We start from the raw sequence: 24,807 nt of genomic DNA on the forward strand, positions 1-24,807 counted from the left end.
GTAACTGATACAGATTACTCTGCTGCAGGTGCTTCTGCAGGAGCTTCCTCTGTAGCTGGAGCTTCTTCTGCTGGTGCTGCCTCGCCATCCTTCTCTGCGATCTGTTTAAGAACACGAGCGAAGTTTGTGATAGGTGACTGCATAGAACCAAGCAATCTTGAAAGAAGAACATCCTTTGAAGGGATCTGAGCAATATCTGTCATTGCTGCCTGGTCGTAGAACTTACCTTCTACAACACCACCCTTAATCTCAAGAGCCTTAGCCTTCTTAGCAAACTCATAGAGAACACGAGCAGGAGCTGCTGGATCTGTCTCAGATACAGCCATTGCGCTAGGACCATTGAGAAGGTCTGAAAGCTGCTCAAAATCTGTTCCTTTGAACGCGAAGTTCATCATCGTATTCTTGTAAACCTTATAAGATACGCCTTCTTCACGAAGTTTCTTACGAAGCTCAGTATCCTGTGCAACAGTAAGTCCGCGGTGATCTACAAGTACGACAGCCTGTGCATTTTTAATCTTCTCTGAAATCTCATCTACTACAGGCTTTTTAATTTCAACCTTTGCCATTTCTTTACCTCCTTATAGAATTAACCGCCGAAAAAACCTCTCAACGAAGACGTCGAGAGGCATAAAAGTCTTGATAAAACTTTTCCTCGGCAGGCGTTTGCACATTATGTTCCAAAAGGAACACCTGCTGTCTTCGGCACATTGTCTTTTATTTTTCTAAGACAACCTTGTAAAGATTATCATGTTTTAATTAATCTGTCAACTACTTTTTTACACTTTATCAATTCTTTCTACATTAAGAATTGCATCAATGTATAATCTGGCGCTCGCCCCTGTAACCTTATTCCAGTCAAATCTCCTGTAGCAATATTCCATTATCTCGTCATTTGTATGGTATATTTCAGGAGTCTCAATACTAGCCTTTAACTTCTTTGCAAGATCCTCAATGTTTGATTTTTCAAAATATTGAGCAAATCCCTTGCAGGTCTCCATATTTTCGGGAATATCACTTACCAGACATCTGCGTCCGTAACTCATAGCTTCAAGAAGACTAATAGGCATTCCTTCAATATCACTTGGAAGGGTATACAGATAACAGTTACTAAAAAGCTCAGCCAAAAGATGTCCTTGGACAAAACCGGTCATAACTACTCTCTCGTCCTTGGCTGCCTTTTCATAGACCTCCTGAACATAGTCGCTTGAATGGCTTCCACCACCAGCGATTACAAGCTTTATGTCGGTATCAATCTTTGAATATGCATCCAAAAGATAAGTGATTCCTTTTTCAGGAACAAGTCTTCCAAGATACAGGATGTATTTTTCCTTTTCAAGCCCAAATTTCTTGGCAATAATGTCAGGCTCCCTGAACTCTGTCTTATTTACACCATTAGGAATATAAATAGTTTCTCTGTTATAGACATCCTTAAAGTACTGCTGAACGTTTGTAGAAAGAACTATTACCTCGTCAGCATATTTTGCAGCGCACTTTTCACCAAACTTCAAAAACTTAGTTGCAAAACCGCCCCACTTAGCCCTCTGCCAGTCAAGCCCATGAATTGTAGCAATTGTACGGATTCCAAAAAAATGTGGAATGACCAGCATAGAGCATGGTCCCTCAGCATGATAATGAATAACATCATAATTTCCAAACAGCGCCATGATTGTAGCTATGAATGAATAAACAACTGCATTCAGTGCTTTCTTATCAGGACAAGGAACATTAACTATTTTAATTCCCTTATATTTTTTTAATTTATGTGCTTCTTTATCAGCATTCTTATCAGCAACATTATTACCCTTACGGTTGTATGCAGTAACTGAATGCCCCATCTGAACCAGACGTGTAGATAGCTCTTCAACAACTATTTCCACACCGCCTTCTCGTGATGGGATTCTTTTATGCCCTATCATCGCGATTCTCATATAAGCAGTATTCCTTTACAACTTTTAAAATGAGCCTTTTCTAGCTAACACCTGAGCAACTGTCTTAAAAATAATCTTAATATCAAGCCAGGTACTCCAATTATCAATGTACTTTGTATCCAGTTCCACCACTTCACTGAAGTCTGTAATCGAACTTCTGCCGCTAACCTGCCACATTCCGGTTATACCGGGCTTAATACTAATTCTTCTCCACTGGCGAACAGAATATTTCTCAACCTCATCCTTTGTCGGAGGTCTTGTTCCAACAACACTCATTGAACCAAACAATACGTTGAAAAACTGTGGAAGTTCATCAATACTTGTTTTTCTGATAAAATGTCCCACCTTGGTAATACGAGGATCATCCTTCATCTTAAACATCATATTGCCATGCATCTCGTTTTGCTTTTCAAGGTCCTTCTTCATTTCTTCAGCATCCTGTCGCATGCTTCTGAATTTCCAGATTTTAAAATGTCTGCCATTCTTTCCCACTCTGACCTGCTTGAAAATGGCAGGTCCTGGAGAATCAAGTTTAATCGCAATTGCAGTAATGATCATGATCGGCGATGTCAATATAATAGCAAACAATGAAAAGACGATATCAAAAGTCCGCTTGATCACCATAGATGTCCAGTTCATTGTAACAGTATGGAATGTATAAACAGGATAAGTTCCTATACTGCTCACATATGAATAAGACTTACGTCTGCGGAACGTATCGATCACTATTCGGCAGGTAACTCCCATTTCAATGCAGATATCAACATATCTCTGCAGATATTTGATATTCATTTCTCGTTTCTGCAAAATATAAACCTGATCAATATTGTATTTTCTTATAAGCTGTGGAAGTTCTGTCAATTTGCCAATATATTCAATAGACTTATCATCATCGTCAAAACTGATATAACCAATCTCATTTATCTGCAAAGGTGTTTTATTTAAAAAATATCTGAATTTATTATATGAATCCTTACTTCCTACATATAGCACTCTCGGAACGTGTTTTCTCATCACGATACGATCCACAATTCTTCTGAAAAACACGTTTTCAAAAATGATAAGTGCATATGAAATCAGCGCGAGATATACAAGAAATGGCATGTATATATCAACACTCATGGAATTAAACAGAACAATAACACCGCTCACTGTCGCAGCAATAAAAGACAGCGTTTCTCTTCTGATAATTCTGTCCATATAGAAAAATATAGTATTGTTATAAATATTCTCCGTCCTGTTAACCAGTAGGAAAATAAAAATACAAACAATATACAGCGATACGACTGCTTTCCAGTCTTCTCTGGAAAAGCCATAATCCCCACAGATTAAATATGTAATTCCAAAAGAAACAATAAGAATAAAAGAATCTAACAGAACATGTAAAATATCAAATGACGCACCTGTATTTGAACGATTCATTAAAATATCTCCCACCCACACGGAACTTATCACAAATAATTCATTAAATTGTCAAAGCTCCAAAGTCTCATAAAACTTAGCTTTTGGGATTATAGCACAAATCAGCAATAAACAAAATACCCATTTTGCCATATTCTTAACCGAATCTTGCTGTCCTTTAGTCAATTTTAGTCAATTAAAGTACAACTAAACTACGCCGGAAATAAAGTTTCACATTATTTTACATGGATAGAAGCCTGGCTAATATCAAACATTTCCTGGCAATCGTCATCTTCAGCTCTTTGGTATGTAACGGTAAAAACCTTGTATTTTGAAACAATTATAAATGCTGTCTGATATATTTTTTCTTCATCAGCATTTTTATAAGTCAGACTTATCTTATACCCAGGATAACCATCAATGTCTATCTTCTCAAAAGACTCAACATGGCATCCGACATTTTGTCCGTATTCTTTATTGTATGCGGCAGAGATTGTTTCCTGATATATCTCCTTTGTCAGGTTCTCCGGATCATATAAAACCACCTTATCGCCGGACTCTTCAATAGCCTTCTTTTCCCTGTTGGTCAGCACCTTATCTTCACCATTGTCGTAGACACTGTAACTGATAGTACAGGATTCCATCGGAAAATTTAAATGCTCAAAAAGACCTTTTTTTGTAGTCGCATCCATTTCCGGCGGAACCATAAAAGTACACTGTGTCGCACTCTTAAGATTATCAGAAGCACAAACCTTTAAAGCACCAATTCCCATAACTGTCATCGGAATCATTGCTGTAAAAAGAGCCTGCGCAATTTTTATCTTTATAGTTGATAGACCATGTTTTCTTTTTTGAAGCATTTTAAATCTCCATATCCGGGAAAATTATAATTACAAACTAAATTCCTGCCATCATCATATTTTTCATATGAATAGTACCACCCCATGTGCCAAAAGGCAGTATATATCCAATGAATAAACAGGCGCAATGCTTTTTTATGCACTGCGCCTACTAATTCAACCAGGAAACTGTATTAAAACTTACTCTGCTTCGTAGCTGTCAATAAGCTCAAGTGAATGCTCTTCATTCATCTTTTTGCACATAGCAACCAAAGCATCAAGCGGAACGTTCTGAATCTGCTTGTTAGAGCCACGAACATTGATTGAAACTGTTCCTTCTGCAGCTTCTTTATCACCGATTACAAGGATATATGGATCCTTGTAGTTCTTGAATTTCTTGATCTTCTCCTTCATGTTGTTGTCTGAATAATCAGCTTCAACACGAATTCCTGCTGCCATAAGAGCCTCTTCAACCTTCTTCGCATATTCGTTATGCTCAACACGAATAGGAACGATACCTACCTGATATGGGCTGAGCCAGAATGGGAATACTCCCTTGAAGTTCTCAATGATTATACCAATAAATCTCTCTAATGATCCATAGATTGCTCTGTGGATAACAACAGGCATCTGCATGCTGCCATCCTGAGCCTGGTATGTAAGACCAAAGTTATGAGGAAGCTGGAAGTCAAGCTGAACAGTACCACACTGCCATTCTCTTCCAAGAGCATCCTTGATCTGAAGGTCGATCTTAGGACCATAGAATGCTCCATCACCTTCATTTATTTCATATCCACCTTCACCATACTTCTCATCAAGGATTTCCTTAAGAGCAGCTTCTGCTCTGTTCCAAACCTCGATGTCACCCATGAAATCTTCTGGTCTTGTTGAAAACTCTGCTCTGTAGGTAACACCAAATGTTGAATAAATTTCATCAGCAATTGCTATAACGTCTGCAATCTCTTCCTTGATCTGAGATTCCATTACAAATGTATGATCATCATCCTGACGGAATTCCTGAACACGGAAAAGGCCATTCATCTGTCCGGATTTTTCCTTACGGTGAAGAACATCGTACTCACTGTAACGGATAGGAAGTTCTTTATAAGAATGATTTGTTCTCTTATAAGTCATCATGGCATTAGGACAGTTCATAGGCTTTGCTGCCATAGTGTCCTCAAGCTCACGATTATAAACAACTGAACCAGCCTGAATCTTAACATTCTTAGGCTCTTGTGTAGGTTCGTTAATATTTTCAAGAACTCCTGGAATCTCAGCATCAGCCTTAAGCCAGCCTGAAACACCGGGAACCATGAACATATTGTTTACATAATGAGCCCAATGTCCGCTGATGAGCCAAAGCTTCTTGTTATTTACAAGAGGAGCTGCAATTTCAGTATACCCATGGCGTTCCTGAACTTCTCTTGAGTATTTAAGAAGTGCCTGATACATCTTCCATCCTCTTGGAAGCCAGTAAGGCATACCTGGAGCTGTCTCGTCAAACATGAAAAGATCGAGCTGTGCGCCAATCTTCTTGTGATCTCTTTCCATTGCTTCCTGGATCATCTTAATGTGATGCTTAAGCTCATCCTTGGAAGGGAAAGCATACAGATAAATTCTTGAAAGTCTGTCTCTCTTCTCATCTCCTCTCCAGTAAGCTCCTGACAGAGACTTAATCTGGTAGGAAACATTCATGAGTTCCTGAGAATTCTCAACGTGAGGTCCTCTGCAAAGGTCAACATAGTCCTCACCAGTATAATAAACAGTTATAATCTCGTCTTCCGGAAGGTCATTTATAAGTTCAGTCTTGAACTTCTGATTCTTGAACATTTCAAGTGCTTCCGACTTTGAAACCTCTTTACGTGTCCAATCTTCTCTTCTCTTGATAATCTCGCGCATCTTGTCTTCAATAGTCTTGAAATCATCCTGTGTTACAGCTGTTGGAAGTACAAAATCATAATAGCAGCCATCATCGATCTGAGGTCCGATAGCATACTGAACTTCCTTGCCGTACAGTTCAATAACTGCCTTAGCCAATACATGTGCCATTGAATGGCGATAAACTTCTAAAAATTCTTCCTTATTCATTTTATTTCCTTTCTAGCAATGGGATCTGCACATATCCCAGGGCTGACGCGCAGCGCGCCTTGCTCCTACCTACCGGGTAATGCATATATATTGTTAAAAAGAAGTAATATAACTTCTCTGTGCAACAGATTAAAGTACCTCTGGCATCACATATGCCAAAGGTACTATATCTCAAATTATTTCATAACAGACTTCATGAGTTAAAAGCCCATCTTGTTCACTATATAAATATTATGCATTTCTGCCATGGCACTTCTTATACTTCTTGCCACTTCCGCATGGACATGGATCGTTAGGATAAACCTTATTCTCTTTTCTTACTGTATGAGAAGATTTCTCCTCTTTGTAAAGTTCCTTTCGCTTTTCATCATCAAAGATAGCCTTCCATTCTTCAAGACCATAGAGCCAGTCAGCGCCTGCGCCAACCATGTTCTTGTAAAGAAGTTCCTTGTCAAAGCCAAGGTTAACCTGTGTATCTTCAGTCATATCATCAATTGGATTCTGCTCCTTAAGGCTGTCATTGATACCATCAAGGAATCCAACCATGTACATAAGATCAATGCCGAACTTGTCAGCAAGTTCCTTAACTGTACCTGTAACTACTTCATCAGGATTCTTAAGAAGCTGCGCATAAATATCGCGTTCCTTCTGAAAATAGTCTGTCCATAATCTCTGAAGATCGCCCTTGTTGGCAGTCTCAGAATACGCCTTGTCGCGCCACTCTTGTAATAATGCCATAATCAATACTCCATTTCTTTTTTATATAAAAAAATATTTTTTACATGTCATTTTTTAATGCACGTACACCACATTTTAATATATTTGTAATTATATGTAAATACATCTTAACAATCCCTAGATTTCAACAAAAAAGGTGCTTCCTTCCCCGTATTTGCTCTCGCACCATACTCTTCCGCCATGCTGAGTCACTATACTTTCAACGATAGTAAGTCCCAGACCGCTTGATGGTTCTTTTGACGGAGTCCTTGCGCTGGATGCGGTGTATGTTCTATCAAAAATAAGCTCAACTTCCTCCTGTTTAATGCCATATCCGGTATCTCTGACATAAAAGCACGCTTTATCCGAAGTTTCTTTTACCCCGAGCGCTATCTCAGCTCCATCATCCGAATACTTATAAGCATTTGTAAAAAGATTATCCAGAACTCTGGTCATCTTATCCGTATCAAGCTTTACCATCCTGGAATAATCATCCGGAATTTCCAGGATCAGCCGTTTTTTCTTATATTTATCATCCATTTCAGCAGCAAAAAAATATTCTTCCAAAAACTGCTCAAGCGGAACCTCACAAAGCTTAAGTTTATCCTTCCCGCTATCAATGCATGTAAGATAATAAAGATCCTGGACCAGAACTTCCAGTGTTTTTGTCCTGTTATCCAAAAGCTTTAGCATATCCTGAAACTCGTCACCGGTAAAGTTAAAGCTTTTATCGTCATTCTTGAGTTTGATATAATCCACCGTGCTTCGAATCGCAGTAAGCGGCGCACGAAGATCATGTGATATGTTCTCAAGCATTATCTTTCGTTCATTTTCTGCCTTTTGAAGCTTCGCATTTGCTTCCAAAAGTTTTTTTGACAGCTCTTCCACTGTCCGGCTATCAACCCCCGGTTCCTCAAACCTCTTTTTATCCTGCATAAATGCTCCCCACTTCGTGCTTCAATATTTATTTCTGCCCTTACTGATAGAGCAATTTGCTCCATTATAAGTTTCTCCCGTAAGTCTCCATCACATCATTTGTGAACCAACTTATATCCCTTCGACCAGACTGTCTCAATAAGATTATCAACCCCTGTCTGATCCAGGATTTTCTTCCTAAGTCTGGAGACATTTACCATTACATTTCTTCTGTCAGTCTCTATATAACTTCCCCATAAATATATGCCAATTTCTTCAAAAGAAATTTCTTTGTTCGCGTTATTTGCAAGAAACAATATCAATTCATATTCCTTATTTGAAATAGGAATCTCCTCATTTCCATAAAAAAATTTATGCTGTTCCTTATCGATATAAAACGGATCCAGGTCGATTATCATGGAACTTTTTTGAGGAACAGTCTTAGCGTTTCTTCTGATATTTGCAACTATCCTTACATAAACCTCACGAAGGCTATACGGTTTTTCGATATAATCATCCGCTCCGGCTTCAAAGCCTTCAATCTTATCATCTTCAGATATTTTTCCGGACAAAAAAAGAATCGGCACATTAGTGATCTTCCTTATTCTCCTGCAAAGAGTATATCCATCAATTTCAGGCATCATGACATCAAGAAGGATGCAATCCGGATTAACGCTTTCAACCATTTCTTCAGCGCATGACGCTTTTGAACATACAGAAACCTTACAGTTCTTTTCTTCAAAAAACTTCTTATTCACTTCCAAAACTTCTGTATCATCATCAACTAAAAGCAGCTTATACATAAACATCCTCTTGTTACACAAATGCAATTTCTATAGTAAACGTCAGATAAGTCTGCCGTTTTTAGATAATCATTCATTATTGCACAAAACACGCAGTAAATGCGCGCTTCTGCGATTTCATTTAACAACATATACCCTTTTGAATGTACCATATTTTAGTGTTTTTTTGAATAGTTATTTAAGACTCTCACTGTTTATGCTATTCTATGTGTAATATTCAGTTGTGCGCAAGGCAGCTGAATGCAATTTGTCATCTATTGATTCTTGTGCTTAACCAAGGAGGAGCTTATGAAAATAACATTTACAAAAATGCATGGATGTGGAAATGACTATGTTTATATTGATGGCGCAAAAGAGATAATCCCCTCAGAAAAGAAGCCCGAACTTGCCAGGTTGGTTTCAGACCGCCATTTTGGGATTGGTTCTGACGGACTTATTTTCATAAATCCCGTTGAAGATAATAGCATCGATTTTGAAATGGAAATGTATAATGCTGATGGTTCCCGCTCTGAAATGTGCGGAAATGGCATTCGCTGTGTTGCCAAGTACGTCTACGATAACAATCTTACAGATAAAAAGAGTCTTGTTATAGTCAGCGCCGGGCAAAAGAAGTACATCGATCTAACCGTAGGCGACGACAACAAAGTATCATCTGTGAAAGTAAATATGGGAGCTCCGATACTTACGCCTTCCCTTGTACCGGTAAATCCCGCTCTTTTGAGTGATTCTTCTGAAGGCAATATAAAAGAGGATTACAGTCTGCTGACAAATAGCGAAAATACTGATCCTTCCAATGCTGAACTTATAAAAAATCAGCCAATCTTCGTAAAAGAAATAAAATGGAATGTAACCTGCGTATCAATGGGAAACCCCCACGCAGTTGTTGTTTTACCGGAAGATTTTGACCTGGAGAACTTTGGCATTGATTATTACGGTCCATTTTTTGAAAACCATGCTGCTTTTCCTAATCGCACCAACACAGAGTTTGTCAAAATAGACGACAGAAATAACGTACACATGCGCGTTTGGGAACGTGGAACAGGCGAGACTCTTGCCTGCGGCACAGGTTGCTGCGCCACAGCTGTAGCCTGCATATTGAATGGACTTTCAGATAATACCATAACCGTGCATGTCCTTGGTGGTGACATAGTCTGCTCCTGGGATGGACAATCTGAGTCACCTGTTATCATGGAAGGTCCTGCAACAACTGTTTTCACAGGTGAGATTGAACTATTATAATTAGGAATTTCCTATTGATTAAAAAAATCCGTTATATTGCAATGGCATTTTGAAACATCTAACGTCGTATGCAATATAACGGATTTTTTCATTTATACAATACCTATCTTACACTTTCCCCTTCTCGCGGGCGACAATGTAGATACGCTCACTTTCAGATGTGGGCTGCTCATGAGTATCAGCATCAATAGTAGTTACAAGTTCCAGTCCTGCTGCCTTTACAAAATCGCACATTTCTTCCAGTGTATATCCCCTCTGATAATGAGTTTCAACAGAACGTCTGAAAATCTCATCATCCTTGGAGCATCTGGCATAAATTGTAAGATCATATTCATTGATATGCTCTTCCTCATGATAGTAATTATCCCAGATAAAGCTGCAATCCTCACGATTTTCAGCTATTGTCGTATCTCCTATGATATCCCTGTACTTGTGAAGCGTATTAAAATCAAAGATAAATATACCACCCGGGAAAAGAAAATTATTGACCAGTTTAAAAGTCTCTATAACATCATCATCTTCCAAAAGATAATTGACACTATCGCATACGCTTATGATTGTTCCGGCTGTGCAATACAGGTCAAGCTCACGCATATCCTGTTCAAGATACATGATATCAAGTTCTGAATCAGCAGCCTTATGTCTTGCTATATTCAGCATCTCAGGCGAAATATCTGTTCCCATGATGTCATAGCCTTTTCTTTTCATAACTTGGGTAAAGCTGCCGGTGCCACATCCAAGTTCAACTATAAGGTTCTTCTCTTCTGCTATTGCATCCTCATATTCAATATCTGGATTTTCATTCGCTTCCCCATCAAAAGTGCAGTCTGAATTGCAAACATCTTGCATATCATTACTTCTGCATCCAGGCACTTCCTGATCTGATACCGGCTTTGAAACCCCATATTTATCAATTAGTTCCGCAATAAAATCACCCCATACATCGTATGGGGTTTCATCCATAAAAGTATCATAGACAGCTGCAAAATCTGTATAAATATCCATCTAATCTCCTTAAACAGTAATTCCAAACAGTGCTCCAAAACCAAGGGTGCACACAACTCCGACTATAATACCTGCAAGTGCAATTCCGCAGATAACCGCAAGAATAGTATTCTTAAAATCCATATCAAGAATACTTGCTGCAAGTGTACCTGTCCAGGCACCTGTTCCGGGAACAGGAATTCCAACGAACAAAAGAAGTGCTACGAACAATCCTCTTCCAGCCTTCTCCTGAAGTTTCTTTCCGCCTTTCTCACCCTTCTCAAGACAGAAAGTAAAGAATCCACCGATAACAGGCTTATCTTTTCCCCACTCCAAAACTTTTCTAGCAAAGAAATAAATGATAGGAACAGGAATCATATTTCCAATTGCGATCAAAATGTATCCCAGCAAAAGATTAAAGCCGGTTGAAGTATGCGAAAAACCATACGCAAAAGGAATTGCTCCTCTAAGCTCAATCAAAGGTACCATTGAAACAATAAAAACTGTAATGTACTGTCCTATAAGAGACTCTGTAAATATCTTTAACATGAATAAATTTCTCCTTGTCCAAATATTGTGCTACTGTAATACTTAATAGCTGTTTTTTTAGCCACAGCAATAGGGATTGTACCATTATTTCAAAATAATCACAACATCGAACAAAGATATTCAACAAAAAATTAACTTAAAATCGTTTTAAGTTCGGCAATAAGAGTATCCATTTCCTCATCTGTTCCAATGGTTATTCGCAGATATTCACTGATTCTTGGCGCATCCCATCTGCGAACGATAATTGATTTTTCTCTAAGTTTTTCAAATATTTCTTTACCTGATTTTTCGGGATGCTTTGCAAAAATGAAATTTGTCCTGGAATCACCAAAAACAAATCCAAGTTCTTTTAACTGAAGCTTAACGCGCTCTCTGGTGGCTATTATCATATTTCTTGTTTTCTCAAAATACTCTTTATCCTCTATAGCAAGCGCTCCCAGTAGTAAAGAAGGCTGATTCATAGTATATGAGTTAAAAGAAAATTTGACATCAGATAAGTACTTTATCAGTTTTTCGCTTCCAAATGCAAAGCCTATTCTCATTCCGGCCATGGAACGGGACTTTGAGAAGGTCTGCACAACCAAAAGATTCTCATACTTTTCAATAAGAGGCAGCACCGATTCTCCGCCAAAATCCACATAGGCTTCATCTACTATAACGACCACATCAGGATTTTTTTGTAATATTTGCTCTATTGCATCATTAGGAAGCATAATTCCGGTAGGCGCGTTTGGATTAGCTATAACAATTCCTCCATTTGATCTGAAATAATCAGCTGGTTCAATTTCAAAATCATCATTAAGAGGAATCTGCTCATATGGTATCCTATAGAGTTTCGCCCAGACATCATAGAACGAATATGTAATATCAGGGAAAAGAATAGGTTTATCAGAATTAAAAAACGTAAGAAACGCCATGGAAAGCACATCATCCGAACCAACGCCTACAAATATCTTTTTACTGTCAATATTGTAGAAATCAGCTATCTTCTCAACGAGCAGAGAACATTCCGGATCAGGATATTTTCTAAACTCAGAATAATCCATATCCTTTAGAGCTTTTGCCACCGCAGGTGCAGGAGGATATGGATTCTCATTGGTATTAAGCTTAATTATATTCTTTATCTTGGGCTGTTCTCCCGGTGTATAGGGTATCACTTTTCTGACAAATTCTTCATAACTCATAATTCACTCCTCATTTCAAAGTGCTATCTTTTATTAGCACTCTGTTACGTTAAAATTTGACTTCGCTAAATTAGTAAAATCATTCTACCTCATATTATGTCTTTTTGTCTATCATATTTATTTAGTAGAAAACACTTCATTTCTATAGAGCAAAATTAGCCGCCCATCACTTGCGCGATGAGCGGCCAATAAATATTTCTCATATACATGTTACTGAGTCACTATCTGATAAAACACACAGAAGTGTACATTTTTTGTTTGAAACAGCAACATCAATTCTCAAAGTATGCCAGCGCCGGCATCTTGATAAATACAAGGGTTCCATACTGTGTAATACTTACTACCACATGATTTACACGTACTTCAGGATTCTGTATCTGAACCCATTTTGTTCCCTGTAGCTGGAATACTGCGATGTTATCATTTTCCTGAACACCGGAGAGGAAGAAATTAACTCTTGCCGTCTGAAATACTGCTGTAGAACTAATTGTAACGCAGCTAATTAGTGACCCTCCAACCTGTGTTGCAAGCCTATTAGCAGAAGATAACGTAGATGCGCTTGGATTTCCAAGCATTATAGTCGCATTACTCTTCGCGCCGTTTATTTCCACATGTCCACCCTGGGAAATAGTATTTCCGCCATAGGAAACCGCATTATTCCTTATGTACTCAGGACTTCTTGTATCTCCTGCAGGAATGTATGTACCGGCACTATAACTACCTGATGCTCCACCGCCAGATGATCCGCCTCCTTCTGTTGCCTTAATAGCTTTCTTCAGATTCTCAATCTGCTCAACGGCGTTTTCCATGCCATCATTCATTTCCTGAATCTTTTCATCTTTCTTGCCGATTTCTTTTGACTGGTCATCTATCTTCTTATCTTTTTCGTCGATGGTATCTTTCTGATCCTGGATAGTCTTGTCCTTGTCAGCAATAGTATCATCCTTTTGCTGATAGTATCGTCCTTATCCTTTATTGTCTGTTCCTGCTCGTTTATCTTATTATCTTTTTCATTGATGGTATCATCTTTTTCCTTAATCTTATCGTCTTTATCCTTTATTGTCTGTTCCTGTTCATTGATCTTATTATCTTTTTCATTGATGGTATCATCTTTTTCTTTAATCTTATCGTCTTTATCCTTTATTGTCTGTTCCTGTTCATTAATCTTATTATCTTTTTCATTGATGGTATCATCTTTTTCCTTGATCTTATCGTCTTTATCCTTTATTGTCTGTTCCTGCTCGTTTATCTTATTATCTCTATCTGCAATATCTTTATCCTTGCCTTCAATAGTCTTGTCTTTATCCTCGATAGTCTTATCTTTCTCGGCAATTGTATCATCCTTATCTTTTATTGTCTTTTCCTGCTCGTCTATCTTACTATTCTTCTCATCTATAGTCTTATTCTTATTATCAATGTCATCAGACAGATTAGAAATTGTCTTCTTATCAGTCTTTGCCTCTTCTTCGAGCTTATCTATAGTCTTACTCTGCTCTCCAATAGTCTTTATATGATCATTAAGCTCAGTCTTAAGACTCTTTATCTCCTCATTTTTCTCAGCAATGGTATCAATCATGATATCAAGACGCTCTCCAAGCTTCTCAATAGCGCCTTCATTCTTTGTTATTTCCTTTTGCAGATTCTCGATTTCCTTCTTTTTTTCCTCCATCTGTTCGCCATGATTCTCATCCATCTGCCTTATTTCATCCTCAAGGTCATTTATCTGATTTTTAAGGCCTCTGTTATCAAACTCCAGGTCTTTGATTTCCTGCTGAAGTTTACCAGATTCTTCTACAAGCTTTTCCTGTTCTTTTTCCGCTTTTTCAAGAGCCTCTTTAGTCTCTTCATATTTCTCAATCCAGGCTTTGCCAATATCCTCCGCCGTTGGACTAGTAGATCCGCCTGTATTTGTAGCGAATGCACAAATACCTGATGTTACGAACATAACACCTGCTACCATGAGAGCCAGAATCTTCTTCATCATCGTTTGCCTCCATTTTTAAGACATTCAATCGTAACCACCGTAATCCACAAAACGGTCTATTTTTCCTGCCGGGTCGCCAATCAGACAGCTAACAACTATCACCTGTTTTCCGCTTGCCTTATCAACTGTTGAAAGGGTGAGTAAAAAGTTTTCAGGTCCTATCTGTTCTTCCCAGCCTTCAACTACATTTTTATTCATGCTCTTTTCTGATATCTCATCAAGAAAAGCCTGACATCCCGATGCATACGTAAAATCGTATTGCTCAAGAAGTCTTTTGTCGTCCCTGACAAACGCCGCAAAAACAGCATAGGTCAGTGAATTTCCATCCATATAAACATAGATGTTCTTGTGCTGATCAAAAAAATCTCTGTCCAAAAACTTCTGAAGTGGCGCAAACATTGTCCCATCCGAAGGACTTGAACCGTGCATGACCTCATTAAAGTCACACATATCGGTCATATTTGCAGCTTCTGTATAGATAGCTCCATTCTCACTGACTCTGCCAAGATAATCATGATCCTTGTAAAAAGAATCATCTCCCGAAGAACTTTGAAGCACCGGATAGTCTATATCCGTTCCAGGCACCCAAACCCATCCAAAAACATCGCTGTTTTCTGCCTTGAGTGACTGATATTCACTGCTGTATGCTGAAACCTTTCCCTGCTCAGCAACTGACGCAGTATCCTTTTTTTCAGTTTTTGAACACCCTGTCAAAAGAACCACCGTCATCGTTATTACAAATATTCTTTTAACAGTTTTCATATCTATGCTTCTATATCGACATATTTCTCTCATTTGTTTAGCCCACATCCTCAACTTTTTCATAAAAAACATCGATTATCGTTCTCTTAAGATCATCCTCATCAATGTAAAACTCTTCAAATTCCTCACCTTTAACGTTTTCACCGTCTATCATCATAAAATCTGTCGGATCAAAAGAATATCTGACCATATCCGGTGCAAGAAACGAAATTTCGTCAGCTGAAATATCCGTTACCATCTTGCTGTTAATTGCAGAAAACATTTCTATCGCTGCATTGGTGTTTTCCTCGCTTGCCTTTCTGGCTGCTTTGATGAAAGCATTCAGATACTGTCTCTGTCTTTCAAGTCTCCTGTCGCTGGAACCGTACACTGACGTATCCCTTGTCTGAACATAGGTAAATGCTGTCTTTCCATCAAGATGTACCTGTTCACCTTCCTTAAGCAGGCTGTTAAACTGTGTCATATCTTCAAGAACTGTAACATCAACGCCGCCCACTATATCGTTGAGGATTGGTATCGCGCTCATATTAACTGCCGCATAGCCATGGATCGGCAATTGATAAAAGAGATTTGATACAGCTTTTACCTGATATTCACAGGATTCCTCAAGTCCATTTCCAAACCCGTGCTGAACTGCTACCTGCGCTATAACTGTTGTAAGATATCTTCCATATTCATCATAGACATCAACATCAGTCATTGTATTTCTGTTTATACCGATGATCTTAATGGACTCGTTTCTTGGATTTATCACAAGAAGGAAAAGAGCATCTGCCTGTCCGCCATCCATTCCTTCCTTGACCTCTTTTACCACTTCATCATCCTTATCAATACCCATGATAAGAAATGTCTTGATATCCTCATTGTAATCATAGACACTCCCACCAAATCTCACCCAGTCACTCTCCCATTTCTGAGCATCTGCGGTCGATGCCTCCGCGCTTGACTGTTCAAGAATCGGTGCAGTGGTAACTGATTTAGATTCAAGATTTGTTTTTCCAAGAATTCTCATAGCCTCAAATCCAACAAGTGCCCCTGCCACAAATGTCATGAGCACCGCCCATACTATGAGTAATACCTTGCCTGCTTTACCCATCAGCAATTCTCCATAATAATATGATATAGCTATCAAAAGCCATAATGTTTGTCATGCAAGCATGAACACATTATGACCTTTTGCCCCTGTCATCATAATCTCAATTGCTTTTCTTTCAGTTTTCCTGTGAATTCTCACTACCTGTTTCATTTCCGGAATTACTATAAAACTCTCCCCCACCAAGATTTGGATGAGGTGCTTCCTCCACTACAGCATCCAATGTATCAATGCTAATTCCTTCATCTTCAATCTGCTCTATGTTAGCCGGAAAAACTCTTGACTGCTTAGCCACATTTCCACTGTAATCAGCAACAGCATAGTAAACAACTGCCGTCTGATCTATTTTATTAAGGACAACTTTTTCAACAACAATCCTGCTTGTAAGATCACCGTCTTTAAGATCATATGCATTGATTCCATTTATCAGGTCCTGATCTCTCGTCTGACTGTCATAGGTAAGATTAAGCGCAGAAAATCTAAATTCCGGCTCCTGCCTGTCACTTCTGCTGTAGGCAATTACTATGAGCGCTATAAGAATTCCGCTAAGTATTGTAAAAAAAATCCCCAGAATATTTCCCTTCACTTTTATGCTCCTGTTTTTAGTCTTTCCTCATGACTCCGGCAAGATAATTAAGTTCATCCATATCATCTTCATCCTGCTGTGCTTCTACTATGTTCCTGGGCTTTGGAATATCTATATTATCCTCACCGTATTTGCCATAGTATTTCCCGTAATACTTGCCATAGTACTTGCCATAATAGTTTCCATAATGGCCATAATAACCTTTTCCACTGATATCAACTTTGTTAAGGACTACTCCCAGCATTTTGGCTCCGGCTTTATCAAGCTGGTCCTTTACCCTTTGGGCAAATCTGTAACTAATGGTATTACTCTCTATAACCATCACAGTTCCGTCGCACTGTTTTGCCACAACTGCCGCATCAATTACGCTTCCAAGAGGTGGTGTATCAACGATGATATAGTCAAAAACCTGTTTCATATTTTCCAGTACTTTTCCAAAAATCCTGCCCCCAAGAAGCTCACTTGGGTTAGGCGGAACAGGGCCGCTAAATACAACGTAAAGATTTGGCGTATCCGTCTCACATATAACGCTTGATAGCCTTTCTCTTCCAACAAGACAATGCGTAAGTCCAAGTCGAACAGAACCGGTTCTATATCTGCCTACAAGAACTGATTTACGCATGTCAGCATCCACAAGAACAGTCTTTTTGCCGGCTTCTGCAAATGCCCTTGCAAGAGCCATTGCAACTGAAGTTTTTCCTTCTCCGGGAGTACAGCTTGTAACGGAAACAACTTTCACATTCTGTCCGCTGAATTCAATATTACTTCGCAAGGTCTTGTATGCTTCTTTTATCTGATAATTATTTTCCGACTGGCTAAAATGAAGCTTTGCGCTCTGCATAAATCCCCCTACTATTTCGCTTTCTTCTTTTTCTTATCTGAGTCCTCAGTCATAAGCGGTATAAGTGCCAAGGTGCTAAGGCCCAGATATCTTTCCACATCGTCATTGCTCTTTATCGAGTCATCAAGAAGATATCCAAGCACCGCAAAAAATGCCACTACCAATGCTCCAAGAAATCCTGCTATCACTGTCCATTTGGCAACGCTCGGGCTTGATTTGGTGGTCGGAACATTCGCGGTTTCCGCAACGTTAATGGCATCAATATCCATAACGTTTGTGATATGTTCACTTGCCACCTCTCTGATACAGTTAGCTATTTTCATTGCCATCAGAGGGTCCTCATCCTTAACAGTTATGGAAACAATTCTTGTATCAGACGGCGTATCAACTTTAAGAACCTTGTAAAGATCCTCATAATCAGTCTCAGTCAGATGAAGCCTTTGTATTACTTCCTCCAGAACTCTTCGGGACTTTATAAGTTCGGCGTAATCCTGCGTCAGCTGCGTTGAGATCTGCACATCAGAATATGTAACCGTCTGATTTTCCTCTTTATTCAGAATATAAATCTTGGTAGTAGACTCATATTCCGGATGAAGTACAAATTTGCTGATAAAAAGACCTGCAAGCGCAAAGAAAATACCTGCGCTGATAATAAGAAATGCTCTGCTAAGCAGCACCCCAAATAATTCACCAAGATTAATTTCAATGACATCGTCTCTTTTATTCATTGAATTTCCCAACTTTACTTTCTTTATCTACACCAGTACACTACATTACCTCGTTATTTATTACATTCATCGGATTTGTAAAAAAAAGTCTGTCACTATACTCTTCACCAAATCTTTTAGTGACATAATTTCTGCAGTCAAGCAGATTTGGCGCTCTTTTTTGAGTGTCATGGGCATCGGATGCAATAAAATGCACTAGTTCCTTCTTTAAAAGCTTTTTGGTAAAACGCGATATCCAAAAGCCATACTTTCCCATAATGCTCGATGCATTCACCTGTATATAACATCCCATCTTTATCAGATCTTCCACATAGGACATATGAGATACGATATCACTATATCTTTCCACATGCGCCAGAATCGGAATGAATCCGGCTGACTGAACCTGATAAATGCCATTATGAATTGCCTTAAATGGGTTAGTGGGATGAAACTCCACCAGAACATAATCAGAGCCCGCAAGAGTACATATTTTTCCTTCTTCCAGTTCTACTTGGGTCTCATCGCTATAATAAATCTCATTTCCCGAATATAATCTAATTTCAATTCCTGCTTTAGCGGCTTCTTTCTGGAGGATTTCTGTATACTTTTTATTGTGTTCAGGGCTGACATTATGATGCATAGGTTTATGATGTGGAGTCAGGATAATCTGTTCCACAGAGTTTTCCTTCGCAATCTGAAGCATTTTCAAACTGCTTTCCATATCCGGTGAGCCATCGTCAACTCCGGGCAAAATGTGACAGTGAATATCTATTGATGACTTCATATACCTTCCGCCAATATTCGTTATTGTGTTACTATGTATTTTTTGTAGCGCGTATAAATAACATTATTGCAAATAAATATGTATGTTTTAACAATTTTATTATACACCAAAAAAGAGCACCTATTCAACAAGGTGCTCTTGAGGGGTTCTCATATGTAACTATTGAAATACAATTGTCAGCCGGCTTCTTATGAAACATTCAGAAATGCGCAGTTCTCGGACGAGCAAGATGATTTTCAAAACGAATTATTGAAGATAGGTCGAATGCTTCGAACAGCGCTGAGATGAGACCTATCTTCAATCATGAGTTTTAGAAAATCACTGCGCAGACGAACACAAGCATTTCTGAATGTTCATAGAAGACGGCCGACATCCGAATTGCAATTTTCAGTTTCATACAAACTGATTTCTGTCCGGGTTGTATTCATATCCGATTTCTTTGAGTTTTGATACTATTGTATCAATTTCTTCTCTTGAAAGTTCCTGGTCATCTGCAAAATGTTCTAATGAAGGATAATTATCTCTTAATTTCATATTGATAAAACTTAGTAACATAACCGGATCCTGTGGAATCATATTATGTCTCCTTTCTGAAGAAGTTTAGGTTGCTATTGCCCTCGCTGTCAGTTTGCCGGAAACAACATCAAACTCAATTGCATCGTGAGGCTTTACTTTGTCTTCCAGTATCAGCTTTGCTGATAGTGTCTCAACATATTTCTGAATGTATCTCTTAAGGGGACGAGCGCCATAAATGGGATCGTAAGCATTGTCGATAACATAATCTTTGGCAGCATCTGTAAGTCTTACAGTGATCTCTCTGTCAGAAAGTCGCTTGTTCAGGTCAGAAATTACAAGGTCTACTATGCCACCAATGTTGTCTTTAGTAAGAGGCTTAAACATGATTATCTCATCAAGTCTGTTCAAGAACTCCGGTCTGAAATGAGTTCTTAAATCCTCCATCGTCTCCTTTTCAGCCTCTTCACTTATAGTTCCGTCATCGCGAATGCCGTCAAGAAGATACTGTGCTCCGATATTTGATGTCATTATAAGAATCGTATTCTTAAAGTCAACAGTTCTGCCTTGTGAATCTGTTATACGACCATCATCCAAAACCTGCAGTAAGATATTGAATACATCAGGATGTGCCTTCTCGACCTCATCGAAAAGGACTACCGCATAAGGTTTTCTTCTGACAGCCTCAGTCAGCTGACCGCCTTCATCATATCCTACATATCCGGGAGGTGCTCCTATAAGTCGTGACACGCTGTATTTTTCCATGTATTCGCTCATATCGATTCGAACCATGTTGTTCTCGTCATCAAAAAGTGCCTGTGCAAGACTCTTTGCAAGTTCAGTTTTACCAACACCGGTTGGTCCCAGGAAAAGAAATGAGCCAATTGGCTTTGTAGGATCTTTTATTCCAGCCTTGGATCTCATGATTGCTTCAGAAACCTTGACCACAGCATCATCCTGCCCTATAACTCTCTGGTGCAGTTCATCAGGAAGATGAAGTGTCTTGTTTCGCTCACTCTCAGTCAGCTTGCTTACAGGAATTCCTGTCCATCTGCTGATTATTCCAGCGATTTCTTCATCTGAAACTCTCTCATGAACCAGTGTTCCATCGGTTTCTTTTTCTCTTACCTGAATCTCTGCCTCTTCAAGCTGCTTCTTAAGAGCAGGAAGTTTACCGTACTGAAGCTCGCCTGCCTTCTCATAATCACCATTTCTTTGAGCAATTGCTATCTCTGAGTTGATGGTATCTATCTGCTCTCGCATTGCTGCAAGCTTATCAACAGCCTCTTTTTCATTTGCCCACTGAGCCTTTCTGGTATCAAAATCCTCCTTAAGCTCAGCAAGTTCTTTTTGCAGATTGGCAAGTCTCTCAACGCTCAATGAATCATCTTCCTTCTTAAGCGCAGCTTCCTCTATCTGCATCTGCATGATCTTACGATTAAGTTCGTCGAGTTCTGCCGGCATGGAATCCATTTCTGTCTTGATAAGCGCGCAGGCCTCATCAACCAGGTCAATCGCCTTATCAGGAAGAAATCTGTCAGAAATATACCTGTTTGAAAGAACCGCCGCACTTACAAGAGCACTATCCATGATCTTTACACCATGATAGACCTCATATCTCTCCTTAAGTCCGCGGAGAATACTGATCGTATCTTCCACTGTCGGTTCCTCGACCATGACAGGCTGAAAACGTCTCTCAAGAGCTGCGTCCTTCTCAATATACTGCCTGTACTCATTAAGAGTTGTAGCTCCTATGCAATGAAGTTCACCCCTTGCAAGCATAGGCTTAAGCATGTTGCCTGCATCCATTGCGCCATCTGTCTTCCCGGCGCCAACTATAAGATGAAGCTCATCTATGAAAAGAATTATCTCTCCATCTGAACCTTTAACATCTTCCAGAACAGCTTTAAGCCTTTCCTCAAACTCGCCTCGATACTTGGCACCTGCAACAAGAGCGCCCATATCCAGTGAAAAGATCTTTTTATCCTTTAAAGCTGTCGGTACATCACCACTTGCAATTCTCTGGGCAAGTGCCTCAACAACCGCCGTCTTACCAACACCCGGCTCACCTATAAGCACAGGATTATTTTTGCTCTTTCGAGAAAGAATCCTGATGACATTTCTAATTTCTGTATCTCTGCCTATTACCGGATCAAGTTTCTGTCTCTTAGCCTTTTCAACCAGCTCTGTGCCATATTTGTTAAGAGTATCATAAGTAGCCTCAGGATTGTCAGTTGTAACGTTCCTGTTGCCTCTGACCTCTGATAAAACCTGCAGGAATCTGTTCCTGTCAATATCAAATTCTCTAAGGATTTCCTTCACTTCTCTGTTAGGCTTTCTGATAACAGACATAAAAAGATGCTCAACAGATACATATTCATCTCCAAGAGCCTTAGCCTCATCTTCAGCTGCCAAAAGAGCCTTGTTAAGGTCTGCGCCAACGTAAGGATGACCTCCGGACACTTTCGTTCTCTTAGCTATTGCCTGTTCAATCCTGCCAAGGAAAGCATCCTTATCAATTCCCATCTTCTCAACAAGTTTGGCAATCAGACTGTCTTCTATTGTCATCAGCGCATATAAAAGATGTTCCTGCTCTATTTCCTGATTGCCATATTCAACAGCAACCTTCTCGCAGCCATTTACAGCTTCTATTGATTTCTGTGTAAATTTCTGAATATTCATAATTACCTCCCATCTTCCCTAGTACAGCATCCATAATAAGTGTCACATGAATCAGTCGTTTACTATATAAACATGCCATGTCCATCAATTTAAGTACTAGTGGAGTTATTTGTTTTAACGAAATTTTTCGAATGATAATTCCCATTCAAAAATGCATTGTTATTGTTGTTCTATTACAACTATAACAATGCATTCTTTCACTGTCAATATCAAAAAATATTTTTTATTTCTTTTCCTCAACTACTACAGCCTCAACATCAATCGCGTTCTTTTCCTGTTCCACGCGCTTTGCTGCTTTTCCCACTATAAGTGAATTAACCAGGTTTGTTCCACCGTCAACCATAAGGAAAATACCGATCATTGTAACAGCAATTTCTTTTGCTCCTGTAGGATTAAATAAAAGGAATGCTCCAAGTCCTACAGTAACCAGCGCTATGATCAAAGAAACCCACCATGCTCTTGATTTGTATCTTACAAGCGAAATCATCTGTCCCAGATTTCCAAGACCGCTTATAAGGATAAATATTCCAAAGAGTTTTGGGATAAAATCAGTAAACGTATCAGGGTTTAAGAAAATCCACAGTCCTACTGCTGCTATGATTATTCCAATAACAAATTCTGCCGAAGAGGTAATAGTCCTTGTTTTCTTCAAAAAATACCGTGCCACAGCAATTCCTCCCACCAGAATAAGAAGAGCTGCCAGAATTCTTGCCACAAGCCTGATACTATCACCCGTCCAGACCACCAGCACAAGTCCAATGACTATTGTAATTGCCGCCTCAATGATGTAACTAAGTTTTGTTTCTTTAAGTGCCTCCATACCTTTAACCTTCCCATAATTATATTTTTGCAGGCTGCGCCATTCCACATACTATGATAGTACAGCCCGCCCCGAACAACAAGTCAGCGCCGGACTTTTTTCTTTACTGTTCACTCGCTATCAGCTCACTCCAGTAATTATTTTGCGTATTTCTGTACAAGCACTTAACTTTTCTCACCTTTTGACCGTATCATCATATTATTGTAGAATAAGAGGCGAAAACAAAACGGTGTAATTTTAATTGGAGATTTGAAATGGTAATTAAGAATGTTAACTTAGAAACAGTATGCGGCATAACCAGTAAACTTCCGGATAATGCCCTTCCTGAATTTGCTTTTGCCGGCAAGAGTAATGTCGGAAAAAGTTCTCTTATAAACGGAATAATGAATAGAAAAAACTACGCAAGAACCTCCCAGGAGCCCGGAAAAACTCAGACCATAAATTACTACAACATCAACAATGAGTTTTATCTCGTAGATCTTCCGGGGTACGGTTTTGCCAGAGTTCCTGAGAAAGTCAAGGAACAGTGGGGACAGATGATAGAAAACTATCTCCATACTTCCAGACAACTTCTCAGAGTTTTTCTTCTTATTGACATAAGACATGAGCCTTCCGCTAATGATGTGCAGATGTACAAATGGATAGTCCATCAGGGATTCCAGCCTGTAATAATAGCGACCAAGGCTGACAAGATCAAAAAGAGTCAGCATGAAAAGCATTTAAATATGCTCCGTCAGGGGCTTGGTCTTCCGGATGAAATCCATATTTTCCCTTATTCCGCGCTCTCCAAAGAAGGCCGTCAGGAAATCTACGATTTTATGGACGAACTCCTTGCAGATGTAAATACTACTTCAAAAGACGAATGATGTTTAAGAAGCTTCCACAAGCACGTTGGGAAGCTTCTTTTTTTATTTCATTATCATTTTTTCAAAAACATATTGACATACTACGACAGACGTATTATATTTTACTATGACAGACGTAGTACGACAGTAATAGCACCGACAGGCGTAACATTATCTGTCGTAGCACAAGCGGAGGTGACTATATGATAGAAATCAGCAGTGATGTTATCCGCGGCTACAATGATACAATAATCCTGTATTTTTTGTTAAAAGAGCCCTCATACGGATATGAGATATCCAAGAATATAAAGGCAGAATCCGATGGCAAATATCTCATCAAGGAAACTACTCTATATTCAGCTTTCACCAGGCTTGAGAAAAACGGTTATGTAGAATCATTCAGCCAGGATGCCGAGAACGGTAAACGCCGAACCTACTATAGAATCACAGATGCCGGCAAAGCGTATTACCTTGACAAATGCGAAGAATGGCATTTGACAAAAGACGTAATTGAACGTTTCATTGAAAAAAAGTAAGGGA

At 39.1% G+C, this 24,807-nt stretch carries 25 protein-coding genes and 1 other annotated feature; of the genes, 3 read left to right on the forward strand and 22 right to left on the reverse strand.

Features of this window, described 5'->3' with window-relative positions:
• Window positions 1–14 precede the first annotated feature (14 nt).
• The 8 genes from rplJ to BM086_RS04175 form a co-directional block, all read right to left on the reverse strand.
• Window positions 15–566: a 50S ribosomal protein L10 gene (gene rplJ, locus BM086_RS04140; RefSeq protein ID WP_092323891.1), complete on the reverse strand. Its 552-nt coding sequence runs from the start codon at window positions 564–566 to the stop codon at window positions 15–17.
• Window positions 567–587: 21 nt separating this feature from the next.
• Window positions 588–721: a sequence feature (ribosomal protein L10 leader region), on the reverse strand.
• A gap of 55 nt (window positions 722–776) precedes the next feature.
• Window positions 777–1,916, reverse strand: coding sequence for a glycosyltransferase family 4 protein (locus BM086_RS04145; RefSeq protein ID WP_092323894.1), 1,140 nt, complete (start codon window positions 1,914–1,916; stop codon window positions 777–779).
• Window positions 1,917–1,952: 36 nt separating this feature from the next.
• Entirely contained in the window at window positions 1,953–3,350 is a 1,398-nt protein-coding gene (locus BM086_RS04150; RefSeq protein WP_092323897.1) for a sugar transferase, read from the reverse strand.
• Window positions 3,351–3,565: 215 nt separating this feature from the next.
• The gene (locus tag BM086_RS04155; RefSeq protein ID WP_092323900.1) at window positions 3,566–4,189 is read right to left on the reverse strand and encodes a hypothetical protein; all 624 of its coding nucleotides are present in this window, start codon (window positions 4,187–4,189) and stop codon (window positions 3,566–3,568) included.
• A 180-nt stretch (window positions 4,190–4,369) separates the two neighbouring features.
• Window positions 4,370–6,256, reverse strand: coding sequence for a threonine--tRNA ligase (locus tag BM086_RS04160; RefSeq protein ID WP_092323904.1), 1,887 nt, complete (start codon window positions 6,254–6,256; stop codon window positions 4,370–4,372).
• 231 nt (window positions 6,257–6,487) lie between these two features.
• Window positions 6,488–6,994 carry an SEC-C metal-binding domain-containing protein gene (locus BM086_RS04165; protein WP_092323907.1) on the reverse strand — a complete coding sequence of 169 codons (507 nt, stop codon included), beginning with the start codon at window positions 6,992–6,994 and terminating at the stop codon, window positions 6,488–6,490.
• Window positions 6,995–7,111: 117 nt separating this feature from the next.
• On the reverse strand, window positions 7,112–7,909 hold the full coding sequence (locus BM086_RS04170; RefSeq protein WP_092323910.1) for a sensor histidine kinase: 798 nt from the start codon (window positions 7,907–7,909) through the stop codon (window positions 7,112–7,114).
• A 95-nt stretch (window positions 7,910–8,004) separates the two neighbouring features.
• On the reverse strand, window positions 8,005–8,691 hold the full coding sequence (locus BM086_RS04175; protein WP_175560098.1) for a response regulator transcription factor: 687 nt from the start codon (window positions 8,689–8,691) through the stop codon (window positions 8,005–8,007).
• A 294-nt stretch (window positions 8,692–8,985) separates the two neighbouring features.
• On the opposite strand from BM086_RS04175, the gene dapF reads away from it, so the two are divergent.
• A complete protein-coding gene (dapF, locus tag BM086_RS04180) occupies window positions 8,986–9,930 on the forward strand; it encodes a diaminopimelate epimerase (protein WP_092324455.1) in 945 nt (314 codons plus the stop codon).
• Window positions 9,931–10,038: 108 nt separating this feature from the next.
• Here the strand turns inward: dapF and BM086_RS04185 are convergent, their stop codons facing one another.
• The 14 genes from BM086_RS04185 to BM086_RS04250 form a co-directional block, all read right to left on the reverse strand.
• Window positions 10,039–10,935 (reverse strand): class I SAM-dependent DNA methyltransferase, encoded by an 897-nt coding sequence (locus BM086_RS04185; RefSeq protein ID WP_092323916.1) that lies wholly within the window; start codon window positions 10,933–10,935, stop codon window positions 10,039–10,041.
• A gap of 9 nt (window positions 10,936–10,944) precedes the next feature.
• Window positions 10,945–11,463 (reverse strand): COG2426 family protein, encoded by a 519-nt coding sequence (locus tag BM086_RS04190; RefSeq protein WP_242952120.1) that lies wholly within the window; start codon window positions 11,461–11,463, stop codon window positions 10,945–10,947.
• A 131-nt stretch (window positions 11,464–11,594) separates the two neighbouring features.
• Complete coding sequence (gene hisC / locus BM086_RS04195) at window positions 11,595–12,650, reverse strand: histidinol-phosphate transaminase (protein ID WP_334292750.1); 1,056 nt, start codon at window positions 12,648–12,650, stop codon at window positions 11,595–11,597.
• A 269-nt stretch (window positions 12,651–12,919) separates the two neighbouring features.
• Window positions 12,920–13,468: a hypothetical protein gene (locus BM086_RS04200; RefSeq protein WP_092323922.1), complete on the reverse strand. Its 549-nt coding sequence runs from the start codon at window positions 13,466–13,468 to the stop codon at window positions 12,920–12,922.
• A gap of 47 nt (window positions 13,469–13,515) precedes the next feature.
• A complete protein-coding gene (locus tag BM086_RS04205; RefSeq protein ID WP_092323925.1) occupies window positions 13,516–14,631 on the reverse strand; it encodes a hypothetical protein in 1,116 nt (371 codons plus the stop codon).
• Window positions 14,632–14,655: 24 nt separating this feature from the next.
• Window positions 14,656–15,393: a class B sortase gene (locus BM086_RS04210; protein WP_175560100.1), complete on the reverse strand. Its 738-nt coding sequence runs from the start codon at window positions 15,391–15,393 to the stop codon at window positions 14,656–14,658.
• Window positions 15,394–15,430: 37 nt separating this feature from the next.
• Window positions 15,431–16,489 (reverse strand): LCP family protein, encoded by a 1,059-nt coding sequence (locus tag BM086_RS04215; RefSeq protein WP_242952121.1) that lies wholly within the window; start codon window positions 16,487–16,489, stop codon window positions 15,431–15,433.
• A gap of 115 nt (window positions 16,490–16,604) precedes the next feature.
• On the reverse strand, window positions 16,605–17,072 hold the full coding sequence (locus tag BM086_RS04220) for a hypothetical protein (RefSeq protein WP_092323934.1): 468 nt from the start codon (window positions 17,070–17,072) through the stop codon (window positions 16,605–16,607).
• A 16-nt stretch (window positions 17,073–17,088) separates the two neighbouring features.
• On the reverse strand, window positions 17,089–17,913 hold the full coding sequence (locus tag BM086_RS04225) for a polysaccharide biosynthesis tyrosine autokinase (RefSeq protein WP_092323937.1): 825 nt from the start codon (window positions 17,911–17,913) through the stop codon (window positions 17,089–17,091).
• A gap of 11 nt (window positions 17,914–17,924) precedes the next feature.
• Window positions 17,925–18,641: a YveK family protein gene (locus BM086_RS04230; protein ID WP_092323940.1), complete on the reverse strand. Its 717-nt coding sequence runs from the start codon at window positions 18,639–18,641 to the stop codon at window positions 17,925–17,927.
• 40 nt (window positions 18,642–18,681) lie between these two features.
• Window positions 18,682–19,407: a CpsB/CapC family capsule biosynthesis tyrosine phosphatase gene (locus tag BM086_RS04235; protein WP_092323943.1), complete on the reverse strand. Its 726-nt coding sequence runs from the start codon at window positions 19,405–19,407 to the stop codon at window positions 18,682–18,684.
• Between the two features lie 393 nt (window positions 19,408–19,800).
• A complete protein-coding gene (locus tag BM086_RS04240; protein ID WP_092323947.1) occupies window positions 19,801–19,983 on the reverse strand; it encodes a DUF4250 domain-containing protein in 183 nt (60 codons plus the stop codon).
• Window positions 19,984–20,007: 24 nt separating this feature from the next.
• Window positions 20,008–22,602 carry an ATP-dependent chaperone ClpB gene (gene clpB / locus BM086_RS04245; RefSeq protein ID WP_092323950.1) on the reverse strand — a complete coding sequence of 865 codons (2,595 nt, stop codon included), beginning with the start codon at window positions 22,600–22,602 and terminating at the stop codon, window positions 20,008–20,010.
• 223 nt (window positions 22,603–22,825) lie between these two features.
• Window positions 22,826–23,422: an HdeD family acid-resistance protein gene (locus BM086_RS04250; protein WP_092323953.1), complete on the reverse strand. Its 597-nt coding sequence runs from the start codon at window positions 23,420–23,422 to the stop codon at window positions 22,826–22,828.
• 254 nt (window positions 23,423–23,676) lie between these two features.
• On the opposite strand from BM086_RS04250, the gene yihA reads away from it, so the two are divergent.
• Together yihA and BM086_RS04260 are read left to right on the forward strand one after the other, a co-directional pair.
• Window positions 23,677–24,288, forward strand: coding sequence for a ribosome biogenesis GTP-binding protein YihA/YsxC (yihA, locus tag BM086_RS04255; protein WP_092323955.1), 612 nt, complete (start codon window positions 23,677–23,679; stop codon window positions 24,286–24,288).
• Window positions 24,289–24,470: 182 nt separating this feature from the next.
• Complete coding sequence (locus BM086_RS04260; protein ID WP_092323958.1) at window positions 24,471–24,803, forward strand: PadR family transcriptional regulator; 333 nt, start codon at window positions 24,471–24,473, stop codon at window positions 24,801–24,803.
• Window positions 24,804–24,807 lie beyond the last annotated feature (4 nt).

The sequence above is a fragment of the Butyrivibrio sp. YAB3001 genome (assembly GCF_900112195.1).
Lineage (GTDB): Bacteria > Bacillota > Clostridia > Lachnospirales > Lachnospiraceae > Butyrivibrio.

Coding starts and splice junctions, on each gene's coding strand:
- BM086_RS04170 (WP_092323910.1), bottom strand. CDS start 7,909: ATGCAGGATAAAAAGAGGTTTGAGGAACCGGGGGTTGATAGCCGGACA.
- BM086_RS04240 (WP_092323947.1), bottom strand. CDS start 19,983: ATGATTCCACAGGATCCGGTTATGTTACTAAGTTTTATCAATATGAAA.
- BM086_RS04165 (WP_092323907.1), bottom strand. CDS start 6,994: ATGGCATTATTACAAGAGTGGCGCGACAAGGCGTATTCTGAGACTGCC.
- BM086_RS04260 (WP_092323958.1), top strand. CDS start 24,471: ATGATAGAAATCAGCAGTGATGTTATCCGCGGCTACAATGATACAATA.
- BM086_RS04205 (WP_092323925.1), bottom strand. CDS start 14,631: ATGATGAAGAAGATTCTGGCTCTCATGGTAGCAGGTGTTATGTTCGTA.
- BM086_RS04185 (WP_092323916.1), bottom strand. CDS start 10,935: ATGGATATTTATACAGATTTTGCAGCTGTCTATGATACTTTTATGGAT.
- BM086_RS04210 (WP_175560100.1), bottom strand. CDS start 15,393: ATGAAAACTGTTAAAAGAATATTTGTAATAACGATGACGGTGGTTCTT.
- BM086_RS04250 (WP_092323953.1), bottom strand. CDS start 23,422: ATGGAGGCACTTAAAGAAACAAAACTTAGTTACATCATTGAGGCGGCA.
- BM086_RS04230 (WP_092323940.1), bottom strand. CDS start 18,641: ATGAATAAAAGAGACGATGTCATTGAAATTAATCTTGGTGAATTATTT.
- BM086_RS04150 (WP_092323897.1), bottom strand. CDS start 3,350: ATGAATCGTTCAAATACAGGTGCGTCATTTGATATTTTACATGTTCTG.
- BM086_RS04190 (WP_242952120.1), bottom strand. CDS start 11,463: ATGTTAAAGATATTTACAGAGTCTCTTATAGGACAGTACATTACAGTT.
- BM086_RS04225 (WP_092323937.1), bottom strand. CDS start 17,913: ATGCAGAGCGCAAAGCTTCATTTTAGCCAGTCGGAAAATAATTATCAG.
- BM086_RS04215 (WP_242952121.1), bottom strand. CDS start 16,489: ATGGGTAAAGCAGGCAAGGTATTACTCATAGTATGGGCGGTGCTCATG.
- BM086_RS04145 (WP_092323894.1), bottom strand. CDS start 1,916: ATGATAGGGCATAAAAGAATCCCATCACGAGAAGGCGGTGTGGAAATA.
- BM086_RS04235 (WP_092323943.1), bottom strand. CDS start 19,407: ATGAAGTCATCAATAGATATTCACTGTCACATTTTGCCCGGAGTTGAC.
- rplJ (WP_092323891.1), bottom strand. CDS start 566: ATGGCAAAGGTTGAAATTAAAAAGCCTGTAGTAGATGAGATTTCAGAG.
- BM086_RS04175 (WP_175560098.1), bottom strand. CDS start 8,691: ATGTATAAGCTGCTTTTAGTTGATGATGATACAGAAGTTTTGGAAGTG.
- BM086_RS04200 (WP_092323922.1), bottom strand. CDS start 13,468: ATGAATGATGGCATGGAAAACGCCGTTGAGCAGATTGAGAATCTGAAG.
- yihA (WP_092323955.1), top strand. CDS start 23,677: ATGGTAATTAAGAATGTTAACTTAGAAACAGTATGCGGCATAACCAGT.
- clpB (WP_092323950.1), bottom strand. CDS start 22,602: ATGAATATTCAGAAATTTACACAGAAATCAATAGAAGCTGTAAATGGC.
- BM086_RS04160 (WP_092323904.1), bottom strand. CDS start 6,256: ATGAATAAGGAAGAATTTTTAGAAGTTTATCGCCATTCAATGGCACAT.
- BM086_RS04155 (WP_092323900.1), bottom strand. CDS start 4,189: ATGCTTCAAAAAAGAAAACATGGTCTATCAACTATAAAGATAAAAATT.